The sequence below is a fragment of the Candidatus Cloacimonadota bacterium genome (genome assembly GCA_012522635.1).
GTDB lineage: Bacteria > Cloacimonadota > Cloacimonadia > Cloacimonadales > Cloacimonadaceae > Syntrophosphaera.
The window spans coordinates 1-21604 of record JAAYKA010000023.1 but is presented as its reverse complement, the minus strand read 5'-3'; the positions used below and the strand labels follow the sequence as shown (position 1 = coordinate 21604).

The 21604-nt window shown below is 48.7% G+C and carries 14 protein-coding genes; 2 read left to right on the top strand and 12 right to left on the bottom strand.

What is annotated here, in order from left to right; genetic code table 11:
* Positions 1–202: 202 nt before the first annotated feature.
* From GX135_01280 to GX135_01260, 5 genes are read right to left on the bottom strand one after another with little or no spacing between them, the layout of a single operon-like run.
* The gene (locus tag GX135_01280) at positions 203–1903 is read right to left on the bottom strand and encodes a hypothetical protein (GenBank protein NLN84720.1); all 1701 of its coding nucleotides are present in this window, start codon (positions 1901–1903) and stop codon (positions 203–205) included.
* Positions 1900–4494 carry a DNA mismatch repair protein MutS gene (gene mutS / locus GX135_01275; protein NLN84719.1) on the bottom strand — a complete coding sequence of 865 codons (2595 nt, stop codon included), beginning with the start codon at positions 4492–4494 and terminating at the stop codon, positions 1900–1902. The genes GX135_01280 and mutS overlap by 4 nt, the downstream gene beginning before the upstream one ends.
* 40 nt (positions 4495–4534) lie before the next feature.
* Positions 4535–5764, bottom strand: a complete 1230-nt coding sequence (locus GX135_01270) for a hypothetical protein (protein NLN84718.1) — start codon at positions 5762–5764, stop codon at positions 4535–4537.
* Positions 5765–5784: 20 nt separating this feature from the next.
* Complete coding sequence (locus GX135_01265; protein NLN84717.1) at positions 5785–7044, bottom strand: transcription termination factor Rho; 1260 nt, start codon at positions 7042–7044, stop codon at positions 5785–5787.
* A 20-nt stretch (positions 7045–7064) separates the two neighbouring features.
* Positions 7065–7793 carry a class I SAM-dependent methyltransferase gene (locus GX135_01260; GenBank protein ID NLN84716.1) on the bottom strand — a complete coding sequence of 243 codons (729 nt, stop codon included), beginning with the start codon at positions 7791–7793 and terminating at the stop codon, positions 7065–7067.
* Positions 7794–8338: 545 nt separating this feature from the next.
* Here GX135_01260 and GX135_01255 point away from each other — a divergent pair.
* Together GX135_01255 and GX135_01250 are read left to right on the top strand one after the other, a co-directional pair.
* Positions 8339–9100: an ATP-binding cassette domain-containing protein gene (locus GX135_01255; GenBank protein ID NLN84715.1), complete on the top strand. Its 762-nt coding sequence runs from the start codon at positions 8339–8341 to the stop codon at positions 9098–9100.
* Positions 9090–11150, top strand: a complete 2061-nt coding sequence (locus GX135_01250; protein ID NLN84714.1) for a CPBP family intramembrane metalloprotease — start codon at positions 9090–9092, stop codon at positions 11148–11150. The genes GX135_01255 and GX135_01250 overlap by 11 nt, the downstream gene beginning before the upstream one ends.
* 309 nt (positions 11151–11459) lie before the next feature.
* On the opposite strand, the gene thrS is transcribed toward GX135_01250, so the two are convergent.
* From thrS to GX135_01215, 7 genes are all read right to left on the bottom strand, one after another.
* Positions 11460–13361 (bottom strand): threonine--tRNA ligase, encoded by a 1902-nt coding sequence (gene thrS, locus GX135_01245; protein ID NLN84713.1) that lies wholly within the window; start codon positions 13359–13361, stop codon positions 11460–11462.
* A gap of 58 nt (positions 13362–13419) precedes the next feature.
* Positions 13420–15492: a heavy metal translocating P-type ATPase gene (locus GX135_01240; protein NLN84712.1), complete on the bottom strand. Its 2073-nt coding sequence runs from the start codon at positions 15490–15492 to the stop codon at positions 13420–13422.
* A complete protein-coding gene (locus GX135_01235) occupies positions 15489–15848 on the bottom strand; it encodes a helix-turn-helix transcriptional regulator (GenBank protein ID NLN84711.1) in 360 nt (119 codons plus the stop codon). Before GX135_01235 ends, GX135_01240 begins: the two co-directional genes overlap by 4 nt.
* A gap of 77 nt (positions 15849–15925) precedes the next feature.
* Positions 15926–17347, bottom strand: a complete 1422-nt coding sequence (locus tag GX135_01230; protein ID NLN84710.1) for a M81 family metallopeptidase — start codon at positions 17345–17347, stop codon at positions 15926–15928.
* Positions 17344–18072: a copper homeostasis protein CutC gene (locus GX135_01225; GenBank protein NLN84709.1), complete on the bottom strand. Its 729-nt coding sequence runs from the start codon at positions 18070–18072 to the stop codon at positions 17344–17346. Before GX135_01225 ends, GX135_01230 begins: the two co-directional genes overlap by 4 nt.
* A 103-nt stretch (positions 18073–18175) precedes the next feature.
* The gene (locus tag GX135_01220) at positions 18176–20968 is read right to left on the bottom strand and encodes a DUF2723 domain-containing protein (GenBank protein ID NLN84708.1); all 2793 of its coding nucleotides are present in this window, start codon (positions 20966–20968) and stop codon (positions 18176–18178) included.
* A 13-nt stretch (positions 20969–20981) separates the two neighbouring features.
* A partial coding sequence (locus GX135_01215; protein NLN84707.1) for a carbohydrate ABC transporter permease occupies positions 20982–21604 on the bottom strand: 623 nt, incomplete at its 5' end.

The following is a 21604-nucleotide window of genomic DNA, read 5'->3' as shown; positions in this document are numbered from 1 at the left end:
AATTGGGTTTTTCTTTGGAGCGTGTTCTCAGCCTAATTCGCCAAACTTGTCGGCAACAAATATCTGAACCAAGCTGAGGGGTTTCATTATATAAGAACGAGTCTGTTGAAAACAAAGGCTCAAAGCCATAAAACTATGTGTGGCTTATAGTTGGCTTTATAAACATAAGGGATACTAAGGGCGGCTAGAGAGACAGCAGACCTTAAAAGTCGTATTTGTTGATAACCGCCTGTTCAAGCTTCTGGTTCAGCCACTCATCAAACCAATCTGGGTCGAGGTTTTGGCGGAAGATGGCTTGAATCTTTTCCTCGTCAACGGGAATGGATTTATCCTGGTTTACGCTGATGACGCTGGGCATCCAGACTTTGCCGTTCCAGATAAAAGCTTTTTGGGCCTGCTTTTCCAGATGGGGCTTCAGGATTGAATAGGCGATGCGAGGGCTGTTTTTGCCAAAATCCTGAGAATCGGGACCAAGGTTTTTAATGCTGATCTTGGTTGCGTTGTCTGGAGAGGGGCTATTTCCATTTAGAATCGCATCAGAGATTTGCAGCGCCATCTTTTCACGCTTTTCTGCCGTCAGCAGTGCCATAATCTCGGTTTCCACTTCTTCCAGCGTGCGAAATTCATTCAAGGTCGCTTCGATTAATTCCACCACAATCCACTGCCGGGTTACAGTTGAATAAAGAGGCTCAAATATGTGTCCGGGTTTTTTACCAGGCAGCTCATAGCGAATGGCATGCACAATCAGAGGATCGGGATGCCAAAATTGTTCAGGCGTGTATTTTAGAGCTTTTACGCGTGGAAGGGAAAGTTCTTCGCAAGCCACAGCCATACCCTGTTCTCTGGCAAGACGAACCGCGATTTCCGCTTGAGGACGAGCTCTGTCAATACCGTTTTGCGAAGGAATATATGGTAACAGGAGGCGCCTGAAGCTGCTCAGGCTTTTGGTGCGTTTTTCCAGTTGGATCAGGCTGTATCCATCTCGTTCCTCCCGGGGTTTACTCCAACTGCCTTCTTCCAGAACGCTCAGCAGGGCATAGAGTTCGGGGTCCAATTCACCATTTTTAACAAAACCAAAATCTTCCAAAACCAAAAAAGCCGCGAAGGGATGTTCATTCCGCAAAAGCTCTTCCACAGGCTTTCCCGAAATGAGAGCCAGATAAAGCGAATCCGCATAATCGCGGGTCGCGGCAATATCAGTGCGTGAAGGAAGCACATCAATGCCCGTGTAAGAGAGGCTGATAGAAGGATCCAGGCGATAATCTCCCAAATGGCGCTGATAGTGGGTGCTTATTTCCTCTTCCGTGATCCGGGGCTGAATATCATCCAAAGCCAAAACCGTAAAATCCACATCCGCTCTGCTCTGGATGATGTTGCGGATCAGTTTTTTTTCGGCTGAAGTCAATAGCTCGTTTGCAATCAGCTTATCCTGCAATATCAAGATGGGAAGCCTCATTTCCAGATATTCCTGGCGCAGGTAGCCGAGGTTTTCCGGTGTATCATACAGCAGGGATTGATTGTAGAGCAGGGGGTCAAAAACTCCATCAACCATAAATCTTGGAGAGCTGCGAATGAAGGCAGGAATGTCGCTTTGCAGATATTCCAAAACTTCTGCGGGAGTTACGGTTATATTATATTTATTAAAGTGTTGCTTTAAGATGGTGACCCGCGCCAAATTCGTCCAGGTTTCCCATTTTATCTGTTCACGTTCTTCCCGGGAGGGCGCGCGGTTTTGGATTATTTGGAAGTTTTCATAGTGTCTGCGGTGAGATTCGTTGAAGGCGTTACGTGAGATGGGTTGACCGTTAATTTTACCAGCCAGATCGGTCTGGTTTGCGCTGCAGGCTGCCAATAAAAGCGCCGCCACGACGGTGATTAGAAGTAAAAAATGCTGTGGTTTCATAATTTGTCCTGAATGTCTTTTAGCTTGTTCCAGGCTTCGATGGGGGTGAGGGCGTCCAGCTCGAGGTCTTTAATTTCTTCGATGATGGGATCGAGCACATCGGCTTTGTCCGCCAAAACTTCAAAAAGCTCCATCTGGGGCTGGGTTTTATTCAGTTTGCGGCGGATCGAAGCGGTCAGTCCCTGGGGTGAAAGTTCGTGATCTTCCAGATTTCGCAGGATTTCACGAGCGCGGCGTACCACCCTGTCCGGAATTCCCGCCAGCCTTGCAACCTGAATGCCATAGCTTTGGTCCGCTCCGCCGCGCTCAATCTTGCGCAGAAAAATCATCTCGTCGTTGTATTCTTTGACTAAAACGTTGTAGTTTCGGATATCAGGATAGATGTTTTCCAGTTCCGTCAGTTCATGATAGTGGGTGGCAAAAAGAGTGAGGGTGCGCTTGTATTTTTGGATGTATTCGATGATGGACCAAGCCAAGCTCAGCCCGTCAAAAGTGGAGGTTCCGCGCCCAATCTCATCCAAAAGAATTAGTGAATCCTCTGTGGCAGTGTGAAGGATATTAGCGGTTTCAATCATTTCCACCAAAAAAGTGCTTTGACCCTGGGCAAGGTTATCGGAAGCGCCCACACGGGTGAAAACACGGTCAAAAACGGGCATCAGCAGTTTTTTAGCCGGAACGAAGCTTCCGATTTGAGCCATAATGGCCAGCAGACCCACCTGACGCAGATAGGTGGATTTTCCCGCCATATTCGGTCCTGTGATAATGGCGATGGTGGTTTCAGGATAATCCAGTTGGGTATCGTTGGGGATAAAATCCTGGTCTTCAATCAGTTTTTCAATCACAGGATGGCGTCCGTCTTCAATGGTCAAACTGCGTTCCTGCGTAAATTGTGGACGGCTGTAGTTATTTTGCCAGGCCAGCCAAGCCAGACTGCTCTGAACGTCGATTAGGGCTATATTTTCACCAAGTTTTTGCAGCTCTTCCAAACGCGATGCCACGCTGACGCGAAAGTTTTTGAACAGCTCATATTCCAGGCTCTTGTTCTTTTCCTCAGAACTGAGCACCTTGGCCTCAAATTCCTTCAGACGCGGTGAAATATAGCGTTGGGAATTCACCAAAGTCTGTTTGGGAACCCAATAATCCGGCACTTTGGAAGTGTGGGCGCTGCCCACCTCCAGATAATAGCCAAAAACTCTGTTGTAGCCGACCTTCAGGTTGTTTATCCCCGTTTTTTTACGTTCATCATCTTCCAGGCGCGCGATCCAGGATTTTCCATCGTGGATAAGTCCCAAAAGTTCATCGAGATCACTGTCATAGCCTGGTTTGAAGATGCCTCCATCGCTGATGGTAACGGGTGGATGCTCTTGAATGGCGTCTCCAATGGATTGCGCCAAATCCTCAAAACCGCCCAGAGCATTTTCCAGAGCATCAATCAAAGGCTCATTAAACACCTTCAATCTTTGGCGAAGTTCATCCAAAATAAGCAGATATGAACGCAGCGCCATCATTTCGCGGGGATTGATGCGCAGCGAACCCAAGCGGGAAACCAGCCGGGAAATATCGCCAATTTCCTTCAGGCTGGCGCGCACATCCTTCAAATAGGCTGTGTTGGATAGAAAAGCCTGAATCAAATCCTGACGTTTGCCGATTTGGTCTGGGTCTAAAAGCGGATGCAGCAGCCAGTTCTGGATGAGCCGCGAGCCCATCGGAGTCTGGGTTTGATCCAAAACAGACAGCAGGCTGCCATGCCTGTCGCCATAGCGGATGGAGCGAATCAGTTCCAAATTGCGGCGGCTGATTTCATCCAATTGCATATAGCTGCTCAGGGAATAAAACCTGAGGCTGCTGATGTGGGTAAGAGGAACCTGATACAGGGTTTGAACGTAGGCCAGGGCTGCTCCGGCGGCTGTGGCACCCAAGCGTTTTGCGTGGGCGTCAAAAGCTTCCAGCGAGTGAACCTGAAAGTGTTTTTTGAGCACGGAAGCCGCTTCCGAAGGGCGAAATTGCCAACTGTCGAAAATGCTGATGGTGGGATTATATTCCAGCTTCAAACTCTTGATAAAAGCTTCCGACGCGCTGCTGTTCACGATTATTTCCGCCGGTCTCAGCCTCAAAAGTTCGTTTGCCAGTTCCTCGGTTTTCAGCTCGGTGAAGATGAATTCTCCGGTGGAAAGCTCGAGGCTGGCAAGGCCGGCTTTTTGTTTTTCATCTTCATAATACACTGCGCTGAGGAAATTATTCGCGCTGCCTCCGATCAGGGAATGATCCAAAACCGTGCCCGGGGTAATGATTTCCACCACTTCCCGCTTCACCAAACCCACCGCTTTTTTGGGGTCCTCGGTCTGTTCGCAGATGGCGATTTTCAGCCCGGCTTTAATCAATTTATCCAGATAAGCTTCCAGCGCGTGGTGTGGAAAACCTGCCATGGGAACAGGGTTTTCGCTGGTTTTATCCCTCGAGGTGAGGGTGATGTTCAAGATTTTTGCCGCTGTGTGCGCATCGTCAAAAAAAGTTTCATAGAAATCGCCCATGCGAAAGAGGAGCAGTTTGTCCGGATGAGCATCTTTCAGCTCTTGAAACTGCCTGAGCACGGGGGTTAGTTTGGCTGGTTCGGGAGACTTCATCCGTGTTTCAATAGTTGGTGATAAAGCAATCTATCGAGTTTCGGGTCAGGATTTGACGCACCGTTTCCGCCTCGCTGGCGCTTGAGTATGGTCCGCAGAAAACAACCCAGGGGATGCTCCGATTTGCGCTATCCTCATAATAGTAGGCGTTCAGATTCAGGGCGCGCATCGCGCTGGCACGGGATTTGGCGTTGTCCTCGGAACCGAAACGCCCCGCCTGGACATAATTGCTGCCTTTGGGCTTGTTTTGAGCGCGGAGCGCTTCTTTACCTAGATCAATTGCGGGTAGCTCCGGCGGCGCGGGGATTTCCTGCAGTTCTGGAAGATCAAGCTTTGTATAGGGATACATGAAAGAAAGATCAATGCTGGAACCGCGGGCTTCCTTCAGCTCGAAAAGCAGGTCTTCAAGCTCGTAAGCCAGTTGGGAGCCTTTGTTCAGCAAAAAACCTTCCTTGTAATTTTCATAGGCTTTGCTCCAGTTTCCGCTTTGATGGTGCAGCCGCCCCAGCAGATGGTGGAAATACTGTTTGCTGCGCGGAAAACCCGGAATGGCGCGCAGCTCTTCCAGCGCCTGAATCCCCTCCGCATATTTCCTCTGCTGTTGTTTCATCGTAGCAATCAGATAATAGGTGTCTTCAGCGTGTTTGCCCCTGGGCTGTCGCCTCAGATATTCTCTGCCACGAACCGCTGCTTCTTCATATTTATCCTGCGCTTGAGAGCAATATGCCAACCAGTAATAACGCTCGCTGATGTCCTGATTATTGATGCGGTTCAGCAAGGTTTCAGCCTCGGCGTATTTGCGCTCAAAAATGAGCAATTTAGCGGTTTCCAGCATGCTCATCTGGCCATAATGGGTGGAGGGATAACGGTCCATGGTTTGCCGCAAGAGTTGCTGAGTGTCTTTCTGGCTGGTCTGCAGCATGGCGTTGATATAGCTTTGCAGAGCCATCTCCTCATCCCCCTTGGGTTTGCTCTTGATGAGTTTGGCAGGCAATTCTTCCAAATCTCCTTCCCAAAACATCGTTTCTAAGGCTTTCATTTCCTTGCCCAGTTCCACACCCCAGAGGGGCAAAACCAGCAGAGTCAAAACCGCAAAAAGCAAGATGGGAAGGAAGGTAAAATGTTTACTTGCAGCAGAATCAACCTGCACGGCAACAGCTTTTTTTTCTATATAATTCGGATAAATCCGGCATTCAGGCTCTGTGAATACGGTGTTCCAGATTTGTTTACGAGGCATATGAAATCCTCCAGCGTGGTTTAGTTGCTCATGGAGTTCAGCAGTTCATCATTGCTTTTTGAGGCCTGCATTTGTTTGCGCAGGGTTTCGATGCCCTGGATGGGGCTGATGGTTTTCAGATATTTGCGCAACACATACATGCGGTTAATCTCGTTTTGGGTAAGCAACAGCTCTTCGCGGCGGGTTCCACTTTTAACAAGATCGATGGCAGGGTAGAGGCGCATGTCGGAAATGCTGCGATCCAGCACCAATTCCATGTTTCCAGTGCCTTTGAATTCCTCAAAAATCACCTGGTCCATCTTCGAACCGGTATCTATGAGCGCGGTGGCGATGATGGTAAGCGAGCCCGCTTCCTCAGTATTACGAGCGGCACCAAAGAATTTTTTGGGTTTGATGAGCCCGTTGGCGTCGATACCTCCGGAAAGCACCTTTCCGCTGGAAGGCGTGATGTTATTGTAAGCTCTCGCCAGGCGGGTGATACTATCCAAAACGATGACCACGTCCTGGTTTAGCTCAATCATGCGCTTGGCTTTTTCAAGCACCATTTCGCTGACGGCGGTGTGGTTTTTTGGCGATTCGTCAAATGTGGAGCTGATTACCTCCCGGTTTCCCGGTTTGAGGATTTTTTTCATTTCCGTAACCTCTTCGGGTCGCTCATCCACCAGCAACACAATCAGATAGACTTCCGGATGGTTGGAAAGAATCGCGTTCGCGGTGTCTTGCAACAGGGTTGTCTTTCCGGTGCGGGGAGCAGCAACAATCAGGCCGCGCTGACCTTTTCCGATGGGGGTGAAGAGGTTGATGATGCGGGTGGAATAGTTCGTTGGGGAAAATTCCAGGTTCAGGCGCTCGGTGGGATAGTAAGGTGTAAGTTCGTCCCAGGTGCGCAGATCCTGCATCGCTGTGGGGGCCATATAGTTGACCGCGTCAACCCGCAAAAGAGCGTAATATTTCTCACCTTCCTTGGGCGAACGCACAGGACCGGAAATCATGTGTCCGGTTTTCAGTCCGAAACGCCGCACTTGGGTGAGCGATACATAAACATCGTCCCGACCCGGCAGATAGTTGTTTTGGGGAAAACGCAGAAAGCCAAAGCCATCGTCCATGATTTCCAAACAGCCGGTCACGAAAGCCAGACCCTCCTGGGCTGCCTTATATTCCAACAGCTTGAAAACCATGTCGGTTCCTTTGAGCTGGGTATAACCTGGGATTTCATATTTTTTAGCCAGCTTGGTAAGCTGGGTTTGAGGTAGTTCAAACAGATTTTCGTCTATAGACATTTTCCATTCTCCTTGGATTTTTACATATTTATATTTGGTTTTTGGCCCAAAAGCATCAATCTGCTGGCGCCGGCGCATCCCACATCATTAATTCTCTCCAAAACCATTTTTCCTTCACTGAGGATTTCCTCATATTTTTCGAGATTATGGGCTTTGCTGAACGCCACGGAACAGTTTCGCTTCAGGTTATCGCAGTTGAGGACGGCTTTGGGATCATCCACAGGGACATAATAATCCACGCTTTTGAGCTTTGCCAGCCCCAAGCCATCAAAGATGGCGATTATCTCATCCCGTTTAAAGGTATCACGATGATAGATTCCGCTTTCACGGTCGATGTGGGCAAGCCAATGGTGCATCATCACATGGGTTTTTTGGGGTTCACTTTGCTGGCCATCGCAATACATTTCGCTAATCAAGAACCTGCCGCCGGGCTTTAAAACGCGCATCATCTCGGATAAAGCTTTATCAAGCTCGGCAATATGGTGCAGGGAGTTGAAAAGCGTCACCAGGTCAAAACTGGCGTCTTCGAAAGCCAGCGCGCCAAGATCCATGCGATAAATCTCCACATCATTCTCTGGAAAGCGCTTTTGAGCATGGTCAACGCTTTTTTCAGAGGCGTCCACGCCGATGATTTGGCCATAGCTTTTCAGGTGTTGTTTCAGGGTTTGGATGAAATCACCTTTTCCTGTGGCAGCGTCCAAAACACGGCTGGCTTCAATCTGATTGAGCAGGCTGAGCGCTTCTTTCATAAAAGATAATCCTCTCTTGATATGGTGATTGGGATGATAGTCTCCTCGCTGGTTTCAAGCCGCTTTGGGCTGTTTCATTATATACGTGTCCATTTACTTTGAGCGGCGGTTTTTAGTCAAGTGTTTTTCGTGTTCAAGCTTCCTTAATCTGTTAAAATGCCGGTAATTCCATCTTTGCGGTTGGCTTTTTTTTGTGGCCTTCCTGGCTTTTTATCCTCCCCTTTCTTGATTCGCTCTGGGTTCAGACAGCAATGTTACACGGCAGTCACCCGCGCACTTCCCGATAAAGAATCGGGATGATCACGAGGCATGTTCGAAAGACACATGAGCTGGAGGCAGGGAAGGGTAAAGCTGGGAGGCAGGATTAGCATGTCTGGTTTTAATTATACAAGGATAACATCTTGAAAATCATGATGTTATATGATGTGACTTAATGTTAAACCTTAGATTGATTCCTGTATCACAAACGATAATGCTTGACATGATGACAAGCACCGGAAAACATCCACAAAAATTTTCAGACAGCATGGAATAAGGTGTTAATAATGATCCAGGTTCAATCGTTGGTAAAAGAGTTTCCACAAAAAAACGGCAACACTTTCAGGGCAGTGGATGGAGTCAGTTTTGAGGCGGCACATGGTGAAATTGTTTGCCTCTTGGGCGTGAATGGCGCTGGAAAGACCACCACAATGCGGGTGCTTTCCACCATTTTCAAGCCCAATGGCGGCAGCGCGCAAATCGAGGGTTACGACATCGTTTCCCAGGGCGATATGGTGCGCCGCAATCTGGGCTTCCTTTCAGGCGACACAGGGCTTTACATGCGCCTCAGCCCGCGCGAGTTCATCACCTATTTTGGCAGGCTGTACGGCGTGGAAGAACAAGATATCAAAAAGCGGATTGATGAGATGGCAACGCTTTTGGATATGCACGATTTTTTGGATAAAAAGATGGAATTCCTCTCCAGCGGCATGAAGCAAAAAGCTTCCATCGTGCGTTCCATTATTCACGATCCACCTGTGATGATATTTGACGAACCCACATCCGGATTGGATATTCTGACCGCGCGCAACATCATTTCCTTCATCCGAACCTGCAGGGAAAATGGCAAATGCGTGTTGTTTTCCACCCACATTATGCGTGAGGCAGAGCGCTTGGCGGATCGGATTGTGATGATACACAGCGGCAAGGTTTTGGCACAGGGAACCCTGCAGCAGATGCGCGAAGAAACTGGCTTTGAAGACCTTGACGACATTTTTGTGCACTATGTGAACCAAACCGGCATGGAGCTTGAGAATCATGAATTTTAAAAAAGCATTAATCGTTTTCCGCAAAGAAATCCTGGAAATGCTGCGTGACAAGCGCACGCTTTTCGCCACCATAGTTCTGCCCGTTATCCTATATCCGCTGATTTTCATCGGTTCCAGCAGCATTATGAGCCGCCAAGCCGATATTTTGGATAAGCGCGGTGCCGTTATCGCGCTGATGGACAGCCTTTCATACGACACACCCGACGCCAAGGAAATCTATGAAACCGTGTTTCAAACCCTGCAGGAAACGCCGTATGTGACCACCCTGGAAAATCCGCCACATCTGGAAATGCTTTATGAAGAAAGAGAAATTCTGGCTGTGGTGAGCATCTCGGATACAGTTTCAACCAGCGGGGTTCCAAGTTACAGAGCCGGCATCCGCTTTGACGCGTCCGGAGATCAGGGGCGCCTGCTTTTTGAAAAACTGCAGAAAAGCCTTTCGCAGGTAAATTCCAAAATACTTGCCAAACGCCTGAGCGAAAAAGGTTTGGAAGAAGAATATATCCATCCGCTCACGGTGAAGCAATTCGACAGCTCGTCCACCGAGAAAAAGATGGGCAATTTGTTGGGTATGTTGTTGCCCTATATGATGATATTGATGTTGATAACTGGCGCTTCGGTGGTGGCTGCAGACCTCGTGGCGGGTGAAAAGGAACGCCGCACCTTGGAAACGCTGCTGGTTTCGTCGGCAACACGCGGTGAAATCGTTCTTGGAAAGTATCTCACCGTGTTTTGCATGGCGATGATAAACGTGATTATAAACCTCATCAGCATAAGCTTTTCCGTTAAGTTTTTGCTTTCCCAGATGGGTTTCGCGGAGCAAGGTCTGCAACTGCCCATAAAATCGTTCATGATTCTGCTTTTGGCGATGATACCTCTGGCTACCTTGTTTTCAGCGCTGCTGCTTTCCATTTCCACTTTTTCCAGAAACATGAAGGAAGCCCGCACCTACGAACAGCCCATCATGATTGTTTCCATGCTTTTAGGCATGGTGAGCTTCATTCCTGCCATGCAGATTAGCAATCTGATGGCGCTGCTGCCGGTGGTGAATATCGCGCTGCTTTTCAAGGGAATCTTGATTGGCGAATGGGAGCTTTCGCATCTGCTGATCACGGTTGGCAGCACTTTGGTTTTGGACGTTTTGGCAATCTGGCTGACGGTGAAACTTTTCCATTCCGAAGCGGTGCTTTTCAGAACTGAAGAGGATGGCGGCGGTCTGCGCTCCCAGCGGAAAAGCAAGCGTGGATTTTTCAATCCCTTCAACGGCGCGGTCTATTTTTCCCTGGCTTTGGTGGCGCTTTATTATTTGGGCACGAAATGGCAGATGGGAAACTTGGTGAACGGTTTGGTGAAAACCCAATTGCTCATCATTTTTTTGCCGGTCTTTTTGATATTGGGATTTTTGAAGATTCGCGGCGGGGAAGCCAGAAAGCTGCTGAGATTAAACGCTCCCAAGCCCAAGGAGCTGCTCTTGGTGCCCATCATCGCGATTTCCGCGGCTGTGACGGTTTCCATTATCGCCCAGCTCATCAACCAAGTTTTTCCCTTCCCGCCGGAATATCTGGAAGGGCTGGGGAAGCTTTTCAAGCTGGATGTGCCCACCTGGCAGATGTTTTTGGTGATTGCGGTGATGCCTGGAATCTGTGAGGAGCTGATGTTTCGTGGCTTTTTAATCCGCTTTTTTGAAAAAGGAAAGTTTTGGCAATCGGTGATTATCAGCGCTCTGCTGTTCGCGGTTTTCCATCTTGATCTATTTCGCTTTATCCCGGTTTTGATTTTGGGAATCTTGTTGGGCTATCTCAGCTCACGCTCCGGAAGTATCTATAATTCCATGCTTTCACACACCATCAACAACGCTCTGGCGCTGTTCATCGGGCTTTTTTCGGAGCAAAGCTGGATGAAATTCATAGTGGTGGATGCTGAAAACCTGCGCTATTGGGTAATCGCACCGGCATTGGTGATTTTGGCGCTGTCGCTTTGGGCTTTTCACAGGGTTACGGCAGAAAAACCTGACAACCTGGAGTTGGGACTGGAAGCGGAAAACAGATAGAAAAACCCAAGATTTGAGCCTCAAGGCAAAGCTATTCCTGGCTTTGCGGCTCCTGGTTCATTGGTGAGATGGTTTTTGCCCACGGGATCAAGCAAGAGAAATTATCGCGCCCTCATAGATTAGAACGAGCCTGTTGAAAAAAGCTGATGATGGCCGTAAACCTTTATCTACCATAACTTTGCTTTTGAAACATAAGGAAGACTAAGGGCAGTGACTTGGAAGGCGCCAAATTTGTCTGCTTTTGGCGCCTTCTTTTTTATCCGTAAAATAGTGTAATTAAAAGGCTTGTGTGAGAATCCACACGCGGGCTCAAGATTCCTGCATCTTTTCAAGGGCTTCGTCAAAACTCATGGAGCCGAGGTCACCAACTGTGTGCTGGCGCAGGGACAGGGCTTTGGCTTCTTCTTCTTTTTTGCCGATGATGGCCATGTAGGGAATCTTTTTCATTTCGGCATCGCGGATTTTGTAGCCGATTTTTTCGTTGCGGGTATCCACTTCACAGCGCAGGCCTTTCAGGCGGAATTCTTCCTCAATCTTGCGCGCATAGTCCATCTGCTGTTCTGTGATGGGCAACAGAATAAGCTGAACTGGTGCCAGCCAGAGAGGCAGGTTTCCACCGTGATATTCCAAGAGCGTGGCAAAAAAACGTTCCACGGAACCCAAAATGGCGCGGTGAATCATGAAGGGACGATGTTGAGCGTTGTCGGCACCGATGTAGCTCATGTTGAAGCGGGTGGGTTCGTTGAAATCGAATTGGATGGTGCTGCATTGCCAGGCGCGTCCAAGCGCGTCCTTGATTTTAATATCAATCTTGGGACCGTAAAAAGCGCCGCCGCCTTCGTCAACTTCGTAATCAACTCCAATTTTTTCCAGGGAACCGCGCAGGCTTTGAGTGGCGGTTTCCCAATCTGCAGGGTCGCCCACAGCTTCATCGGGACGGGTGCTGAGATAAACCAGGAACTCTTTGAAACCAAAGTGTTTAAGCATATCAAAGGAAAGCACGATGAGCTTTTCCACTTCGTCATTGAGCTGTTCGGGAGTGCAGACGATGTGGGCGTCGTCCTGGGTGAAGCCGCGCACCCGCATCAGGCCGTGCAAAACTCCGGAACGTTCATAGCGGTAAACGGTTCCCAGTTCAGCCAAACGGATGGGCAGTTCGCGATAGCTGTGCAGGTTGGAATTGTAAATCGCTATGTGGAAAGGGCAGTTCATCGGCTTGATATAGTAATCCTGGCCTTCCACGTCCATGGCGGCATACATATTTTCCTGGTAAAAACCAAGGTGGCCGCTGGTTTCCCAAAGCTGGGCGCGTCCCACGTGGGGCGTGTAAACCAATTTGTATCCCCGGCGGAGATGCTCTTCGCGCCAATAATTTTCAATCAAGTGGCGAATCATCGCGCCATTGGGATGCCATAAAACCAGGCCGGGGCCGATGTCTTCATTGATGGAAAAGAGATCCAGGTCTTTGCCCAGTTTGCGATGGTCGCGCAAAGCCGCCTGGCGCAGGAATTCCAGGTATTGTTCCAATTCCTTGTTGCTGGGAAAGCTGATGCCGTAAATGCGTTGCAGCATTTTGTTTTTTTCATCGCCACGCCAGTAGGCGCCGGAAGATTTGAGCAGTTTGACCGCTTTAATTTTTCCGGTGTGGGGGATATGCGGGCCGCGGCAAAGATCGATGAAGTCGCCCTGGGTGTAGGTGCTGATGGTGTCTTCATCAGGAATTTCGCTGAGGATTTCGATTTTATAATCTTCGTTTTGGGCTTTGAAAATCTCGATGGCTTCAGCTTTGGAAAGTTCTTTGCGAGAGTAGGGCAAAGATTCTTTGCTGAGCTGCTGCATGCGCCCTTCTATTTGTTGCAATTCCTCTTCGGTGAAAGGTTTGTCGCGATCAAAATCGTAATAAAAGCCCTGTTCGATGGCGGGGCCGATGGTGACCTTCACTTCCGGGAAAAGCTGTTTCACCGCTTGCGCCATCAAGTGGGCGGTGCTGTGCCAGTAAATATCTTTTCCGGTTTCAGTTTTGAAGGTGTGTAAAATCAGGTTGGCGTCGTGGTCGATGATTTGGTTCAGGTCAACTAATTTTCCGTCGATTTCCGCAGCTACAGAAGCATCTGCAAGCCGGGGGCTTATATCCTCAGCAACCTTTTCGGCGCTGACAGGTTGAGCGTATTCTTTAATCGAGCCATCAGGCAAAGTTATCTTTATGGACATGGTTTCTCCAAATAAAATTTAAGATGATTTGTCAAAGCAGTTCAGAGGCGGGATTTTGTCAAGTCCGGCGTTCCGAACGCAACATGCGCAGGGAATTGAAAATGACGAGCAGCGTGACGCCAACATCAGCGATGACGGCTTCCCAGAGACCGGAAATGCCGCTGACACCCAAAACCATCACCAAGGCTTTCACGCCCAGGGCGAAGACGATATTTTGTGTGACCAGGGCGCCGGTTCGGCGGGAAAGCTGAAATGCCGCGGAAAGCTGTTCAGGCTTGTCGTTCAATAGAACAATGCCGGCGGTTTCCACAGAGGATTGGTTTCCAATTCCACCCATGGCAATACCCGCGTCCGCGCGAGCCAGAGAAGGCGCGTCATTCATACCGTCTCCCACGAAAGCGGTTTTTCCGGGGTGTGCAGCCATAATTTTTTCCAGGCTGTCGAGCTTTTGCGAAGGTAGCAATTCCGCCTGAACTTCATCCATGCCGGTTTCTGTGCCAATCAATTCAGCTTTGGCGAGACGGTCTCCGGAAAGCATCACCATGCGGTTCACGCCCAATTTTTTCAATTGGGAGAGAGCGTCCTGGATGCCGGGTTTGATGGCATCGGAAAAAGTGAGGCAGCCCAGATAAATGTCGTTTTTTGCGGCGTGCACGGTGCTGTGAGCGCCGGAATCGATGAGGCTCACAAAGCCGTGTTCACGAAGAAAATCCACGGAACCGGCTATCAGCCTGTCTTTGCCATATAGCAACAAAACACCTTTGCCGGGATATTCGGAATAGGCGTTCACTTTTTGGGGGTCGTAATCACCATCATAAACAGCTTGGATGGCACGGGCGAAAGGATGGGAGGAATTATGTTCGCAGAGCCAGATGGTATGAAGCAATTCCACGGGTTCAGTATCGTTTTCCACCAGCACTTTTTCAACCTTCAGCTCGCCCGTGGTGAGGGTTCCGGTTTTGTCGAAAACCACCGTTTTAACCTGACGAAGCACATCCAGATATTCGCTTCCTTTGAAAATGATACCCTTTTTGGCGCCAACTCCGATGCCAATATAATAGGAAAGTGGAATCGAAATCACCAGAGCGCAGGGACAGGAAACGATGAGGAAAACCAGCGAGCGGTGGAACCATTCAGCGGCGGATTGGCCCAACAGAGTGGGGATGAGAAAGACCAAAAAAGCGATGGCGACCACGGCGGGAGTATAAACTCTGGCGAAGCGGGTGATGAATTTTTCCTGTTGGGATTTGCGGGAACCGGCGTTGTCGATCAGGTCCAAAATGCGGTTTACAGTGCTTTCCGCCTCGCTGGAGCCAACTTTCATTTCCAACAAGCCGCTGTGGTTCAAAAAACCCGCGAATATCTTTGCTCCGGGTCCCACAAACAGCGGTTCCGCCTCTCCGGTAAGAGTGGAACTATCAACAGAGCTTTCACCTTTTACAACTTCGCCATCCAGGGGCACTCTTTCACCAGGTCTGATCTGGATGAGGGAACCGATGGAAACGTCGTCCAGCGAAACATCCTCAATGCCTGATTCTGTGAGCAAATGCGCTTTATCCGGCTTCAGGGAAAGCATGCCGCGAATGAGGCTGCGGGAATGTTCCACAGCGCGGTGTTCAAGCCATTGACCAAGTTCATAAAGTATCATCACGGCGGCAGCTTCGGCATATTCACCCAAAATCACAGCGCCCAGGGTGGCAATGGCCATCAAAAGGTGTTCAGAGAAAACCTGTCGGGAAAACAGCGATTTCCCTGCTTTGATAAGAACGCGGTAGCCTGCCAAAAGCCATGCCGCGATGCCAAACCAGGGTAACCAATGCTGGGGCAGGAAAAAAGTGGCAACTGTGAACGCGGTGGCAAAGCCAAGAGTGAGCCAAAACGCAGTATCCTTGCTTGTTGCTTGGGTTTCACCTCCAGTTGTGAAACTGACACCCGGTTCGATTGAATCCGCGATGCTGTTTAGTTTTTGCAGAGGAGAATCCACTGCGGAATGGTATTTTACAATCAATTTGCGGTTCACAAAATCGAGGTTTACGTCATGCACTTCCGGAAGCGCTTTGATTTGCTCTTCTATCTTGCTGGCGCAGCCGGCACAACCGAGGTTTTGGATGTCGTATTCGCGTACGGTCATGGCAGTTGTCCCTCGCGGATGTGTTCCAGTGCCACATCAAAAACATGACGCACGTGTTCATCATCCAAAGAATAATGGATGGTGGTGCCTTCACGGCGGAATTTTACCAAGCGCTGCAGCCTGAGGGTTTTTAATTGGTGCGAAACAGCGGATTGCTGCATCCCGACCAAGGCGGCAAGATCCGCCACACGCAGTTCCCGCTGGGAAAGAAACCAGAGAATGCGCAGGCGGGTGTTATCGGCAAAAACGCCAAAAAAATCGCTCAAAATGCCAATTGTCCGTTCATCGGGTAGAGCGGCTTGTAATGTGTCGGCTTCGTCTTGCGAAAGTCCTTTATATATGTATGTTACGTCCATGTGAACCTCATCTATATGAATATATGTTCACATATCGTAAGGACGGCGTTTTTGTCAAGTTAAATCATCGCAAAAACTCAGAGCAGTTCATATTTATTTGTGTAATCAAGGCGGCTGAGAACTTCGTCGGTACAGCCGCGGGTCAATGCCAGAAAGGATTTCGCCGCGATGTCTTTGAAATCCTCGGTGAGATAACCCAGTTTTACCACGATTACATCTGTCTGCATATAGTCGATTTTTAGAGCTTTAAACATATCCAGACTGGTGAAGCCGATGTGTTTTGAGGTGATGATGAGATCAAATTCTGTGGTTCTGAACAGGATGAGATCGCTGCGGAAGGGGCCAAAACCTTCCAGCAATTTAACCGGCGTGCCGCTTAATTCCACGGGCTGGCAATACATTGTGTCGAAATATCCACCTACATTCAGGGTTATCTTTTTTCCTAAATTGGCCTTGCAAAATGTGACGGCATGTGGGTCAAAGATGCCGGCGACCACAATCTTTTTCCCCCGGGTTTTTTCTTTTAGAATTCCGGATAGAAGGGCGATTATATTTGTGTTATCTGCAGTGGAACCTGCGGTGGGATTGTCACCAGAATCAGACACGAAAATGGGGCGGATGTTTTCACTCAAAGCCAGGCGCAGAGCTTCTTCGGGCGGATACGCTGGAACGGAAAATGAAAACTGGGATTTTAGTTCTGAAAATTTGTTTGCCAGCAGGTTTGCGTATTCAGTGGCTTTGTTTTTATCGTTTTTGGTGACTACCAGTGCCGTGACGCCATTTTCATCCGCATCAGCCCAGGGAAAACCAAGCAGGTAGGAAGCCGCGCAGACATCATCCTGTTTTTCCAACTCGCACAGCTCAGAAATCAAATCCTTCATGGGCGGATAATCTGTTTCGGATTTTTCTCCTGCGATCAGATAGGGAAGTTTCACAGCCGCCATCTGGGGTTTCATGTTTTCAAAAAGAATCTTCCAGGCTATCCGCGCTGCGTGTTGTCCGGTTTCCCAAGCGTCCAGATGGGGCGCGGTTTTATAGCCCACCATGGCGTTGGCACAATTCAGCATTTTCTGAGTGATAGTGGCGTGCATATCAAGTCCGCAAACTATGGGCAAATCGGGATAGCGGGTTTTGATGGATTCCAAAAGGTCAGATTCTGCCGAACCGATGTTTTGCACTCGCATGGAGCCATGAAGCGCCAACACAAAAATATCCGGACGAGGCGCACTGTCCAGCAGTTCAAAAAACCTCTTTTTCAGTTTTAAATAGAGAGCTTCCTCCACCAAACCGTTGGGAACGGCGCGCGCGAAAACCAAAGGTATGAGTCGGCAATCCTTTTTGTCCTCAAAAAAATCCACGATGCCCTGAGCTTGAAGATAGTTTTGACCCTGGGTGTGAATCTCATCGTCTTCAAAAATCAGAAAATCCTCTTTGGGAGTGATGATGGGATTGAAGCTGTTGGATTCGTGAAAGAAGCCGCCGATGGCGATGTTTTTCATGACAGCAGCCTCCTTATTTTACGGATTTCGTCTCCATCGGCCTGGCGCAGAGAAAGTTCGGGGTTTCCAAAACCCTGAGGGTTCAAGCCCGGTTTGAAGAGCATGGGGCTGGGAATAAATTTGGACGCGGAGAGATGAACTTCCTTGGCCTGGGTTTCTTTAATCAATTCGAGCAGGTTTTGCGAATTGATGCCTGCTCCGGGCATGATGATAATTCTGTTATCAGCTTGTTTGATTAAGTCTTTCAACAGGGCAGTGCCTTCCTTTGCCGTATTTTTTTGGCCGGAGGTGAGGATCCTATCCACACCCAGCGAAATTAGCTCTTCCATGGCTTGCAGAGGGTCGGCGCAAAAATCGAAGGCACGATGAAAGGTCACGCTCAGTGGCCTGGCAGCCTCAATCAGCAAGCCGGTTCTGAATATGTCAACGTTTCCCTCCGGGGTCAAAATGCCCAAAACCACGCCTTCAGTTTTGGTGTCCTTGGCAAGCCGAACATCTCGTAGCATCTGCTGGAACTCCAAATCCGAATAGCAAAAATCTCCCACACGTGGCCGGATGAGAACATGGACTGGGATGGTCAATAAGCTTTTTGCTGAGGTGATGGCACCCAGGGAAGGCGTGAGCCCACCACAATTCAAACAAGAACAAAGTTCGACTCTATCGGCACCGGCTTCTTGGGCTATCAGGGCGGATTCCATAGAATCCACGCATATTTCCAGTTTCATTTTAGCTCCTTTATAAAATGTGTTTGATGTAGAGCAAGTAAGGAAAAAACACGGGAACGAGGTATCTCATTCCCGTGTTTGGTGAAAACAGCAGTTCAGGGCATCACATTCCTTGATTTATATCTTCTTCGTGGTATAGTTCTCTCATGCGTAGATTGAGGTCTTGAAGACTGTAACCAAGTTTATTTTGAATCCAAAGAGTATCCAGAAGAGCCTCCACCTGGGGCATGAGGTTGTAGTTGCTCCCATAGTAGATTGCCAAATCCGCATAATCCATCTCATTGGGCCAAGCCAAGAGCATTTTTTTCATGTAGCGCGGGAAATACTGGGGATAATCTTTGGCCATCGTGTTCAGCACATAGCTGTTATAGATGCGAATGGCGTCAGGGTGTTGCATGATGTTTTGGTCGATAAAATCGTCAAGTTTGTCAAGCTGTCCCAATCCGGCATAATAGTTCACCCAGAATTCTGAGAGACGCAGGTCACTATCGATGAATTTTTTCGCGGTTTGGGCATATTCAAGGGCTTTCTCAAAATTCCTCTGCTTGGCAAACCAGATCGCGGCACGGTTGAAACCAGAACCATAATTCATTACCAAGCGCTGCATATTGTCGTCTTTATAGACTCTGTCATCGTGAATGGAGCGGTATTGATATACTTTGTCGATGTTTGTGAGCAGACGATTGATATCAACCTGTTCTTCATATTCGCCCTTGGTGCTGACGACGCGGTAAACCATGCCCTCGCTGCGCAGGTAATCATCAAAACCAACATTGGTTTCGCAGGTGACGGCAAAATAGATGGGACGTTTACCAAAGTTGTCTTGAACAATCTTGAGGGCGGCAAAATCCGAACCACGGAGAGGGTAGAAAGCGCCGGTGGTTTCGCTGTTTTGCGCGTTTTCCAGATAGTTTATGGAAAAGTTTTGCTCGCCGGCTGGGTCACCTGCAATATAATTGACTCTATCCTGCCACAAATATTGATGAAAGGCGTTTGGACCTTCATCCAGGGAATTAATCTCATCCTCGGTCCAATTTATCACAACTCCTTCACGGTCACGAAGTTGTCGGATGTACCAGGCTGTGTTTAGAAGTGAAAGATTCGCCACGGTAACGTCTTTGCGTATCCCTTTGAGGTGCTTGTTTTTATATTCCATGGCGTGCTGGATGGCGGCTTCGGATTCCGAAGTGGGGAAGATGTCCCGAGCTTCGTGGATATATTCCTTGGCGTAAGGATCTGCCATCGCCTGCGCGTACCAGAGAGGATAGGTGTCGTTGTCCCCGTTTGTGAAAATGATGGCGTTTTCCTCCACCGAATTCAGGAAATTCAGCCCATAATCCAGAGCAATGAATTCTTTGGAGCGGTCGTGTTCACGATATTGGAGTGCCAGATTTAAAACAGGGAGGGAGAGCATCACCGCCACGATTGCCATTTTTATGGTTTTGTTGTTTACCAATCTTGAAACAGCCAAAGCACCGATGCCTATCCATATAGCCCACATGTTGTAGGCAATCACAAAAAAATAGTCTCGGTCGCGGACCTCTTGATCTGAAAGGTTGAGCACAAAAGCCCAGAGCAGGGTCACGCAAAACACGATGGCGAGCAGGTAGGCAAAGCTATGTTTGTTGTTTTTCCAGTGGAACCAGGCGCCAAACAAGCTGATGACCGCCACGAACAACATGCCAAAGAAAGATATCATGGAGGTTGGCAGCTTTGTGGTTTTTGGTAAACCTTCGGTTCTGAACCATTGCCAGCCAAAATAGCGGAACAAATGATGCCCCAACTGGTGTTTTGCGCTTCCACGGCGTTCGAACATGGAGGTTTGGCCATATTGATCGCGCGCCAGATATTTGTTGAAGCTTTCCACATTGCTGGGATTGCCAAGATTTATGAAAGGTGTATCGGCAGCGCGAATGGGAATGTAGATGTGGGCAGATACTCCGATAATCACCAAAGCTATGCTCAGAACCCAAAGTTTGGGGTCGAATACTTCACGTAATTCTATGATCATCAAAACGATGATGCACAAGGCAAAGCCAAGTTTGTCCAAAACGTCCAAATTGACTGCGTTCCCAATGAGGCCGAAAAACACATAGCTGAGTACCAATGCAGCGCCATAACCCACAAATTTTTTCCAGAAGCTATTTTGTTTGGAGCCTTGGAACAGCAGCGGCCAAACCACGATGAACAATATGGCAGGGGCGATTTGCAATGCGGATTGGTGAGTGCTGAAAGCCACGAAAAAGAGATAGACTATGAGCAGAAGGTCGTTTTGGCGATCAAAATCCCTTGAATTTTGCACCCAGCGCAGGGTGAGCCAGATGATGAGGTTCACAAAAAAGACCAGTCCGGAATAAACTTCCGCCTCCACGGCGTTCATCCAGAAGGTGAAAGAAAACGCTGTGAGCAAAGACGCCACAACTCCCGCAAACATTGCCTCCCAATCCCGAACGCGCAGCATGCTGACCAGTTGAACTGTAATGAGATAGGTGAACATTGAGGCAAAAGCGCTAAAAAGACCGGACATGAAGGCGGCTATCTGGGCGTGGGAAAACAGTCCTCCGAAGAGGGTCACCAGCGCACGTCCAAAAATCACATAAAATGGGTTTCCCGGAGGGTGAGGCACCCCAAGGATGCTCACACAGGTGGCATATTCCCCTGAATCCCAAAAGGATGTACTGCGTGCCTGGGTGAGCAAATAAACCAACATCACCACTGCAAATACCGCCCAGGCAACAATGTTGTTCAGCTTCGGATTTTCCAAAGGCTGGGGACGGAACCTGAAGTCTTCCATTGGTTTTGCCCTTTCGGGGACTTTGTATTCCTTCTGCTTTTCAGTGTCCTGCTTTTGGATTTGTTTTTTGATGTGACGAGCGTCAGTTTTTTTCTTGTTCATTAAAACATTCCTCTTAATCTTTCAAGCCAGCTTTGGCATAGCTGGCGATAATCTGTTTTTGGGCCAGGAAAAAGATGATGAGTATGGGCACAATGCTAAATGTGGAGGCAGCCATCAACAGAGTGGTCTGTGTGGAAGCTTCCTGATTGAAATAGCTGAGACCCACTTGTAAAACGCGTAATTCAGGGCGGTCGGTCATCACCAATGGCCACATGAAGCTGTTCCAAGAACCGATCACGGAAAAAACAGCAGCGGTGGCCATCACCCCTTTCGAAAGTGGCAAAACCACACGGGTGAGCATTCCGAAAGTGCTGCAGCCATCGATTGAAGCCGCGTCGAAAAGCTCTTGAGGCAAGCTTTTAAAGTGTTGCCTGAACAAAAAGATGGTGAAGATATTCACGCACCAGGGAATGATGAGCGCGTTGTAGGTGTCCAGCCAGTTGAATTTATCCAACATAATATATGATGAAATGATATAGATGGGTTCCGGCACCATCATCATGCTCAAGAAGAGGTAGAAAAGCAGGTCTTTGCCTTTGAATTCCAGCCGCGCGAAGGCGTAAGCCGCCAAAACGGAGCTGATTAAAACCCCGATGAGCGTGAAGAAGGAGACGTAGAGCGTGTTTGCGAAATAGG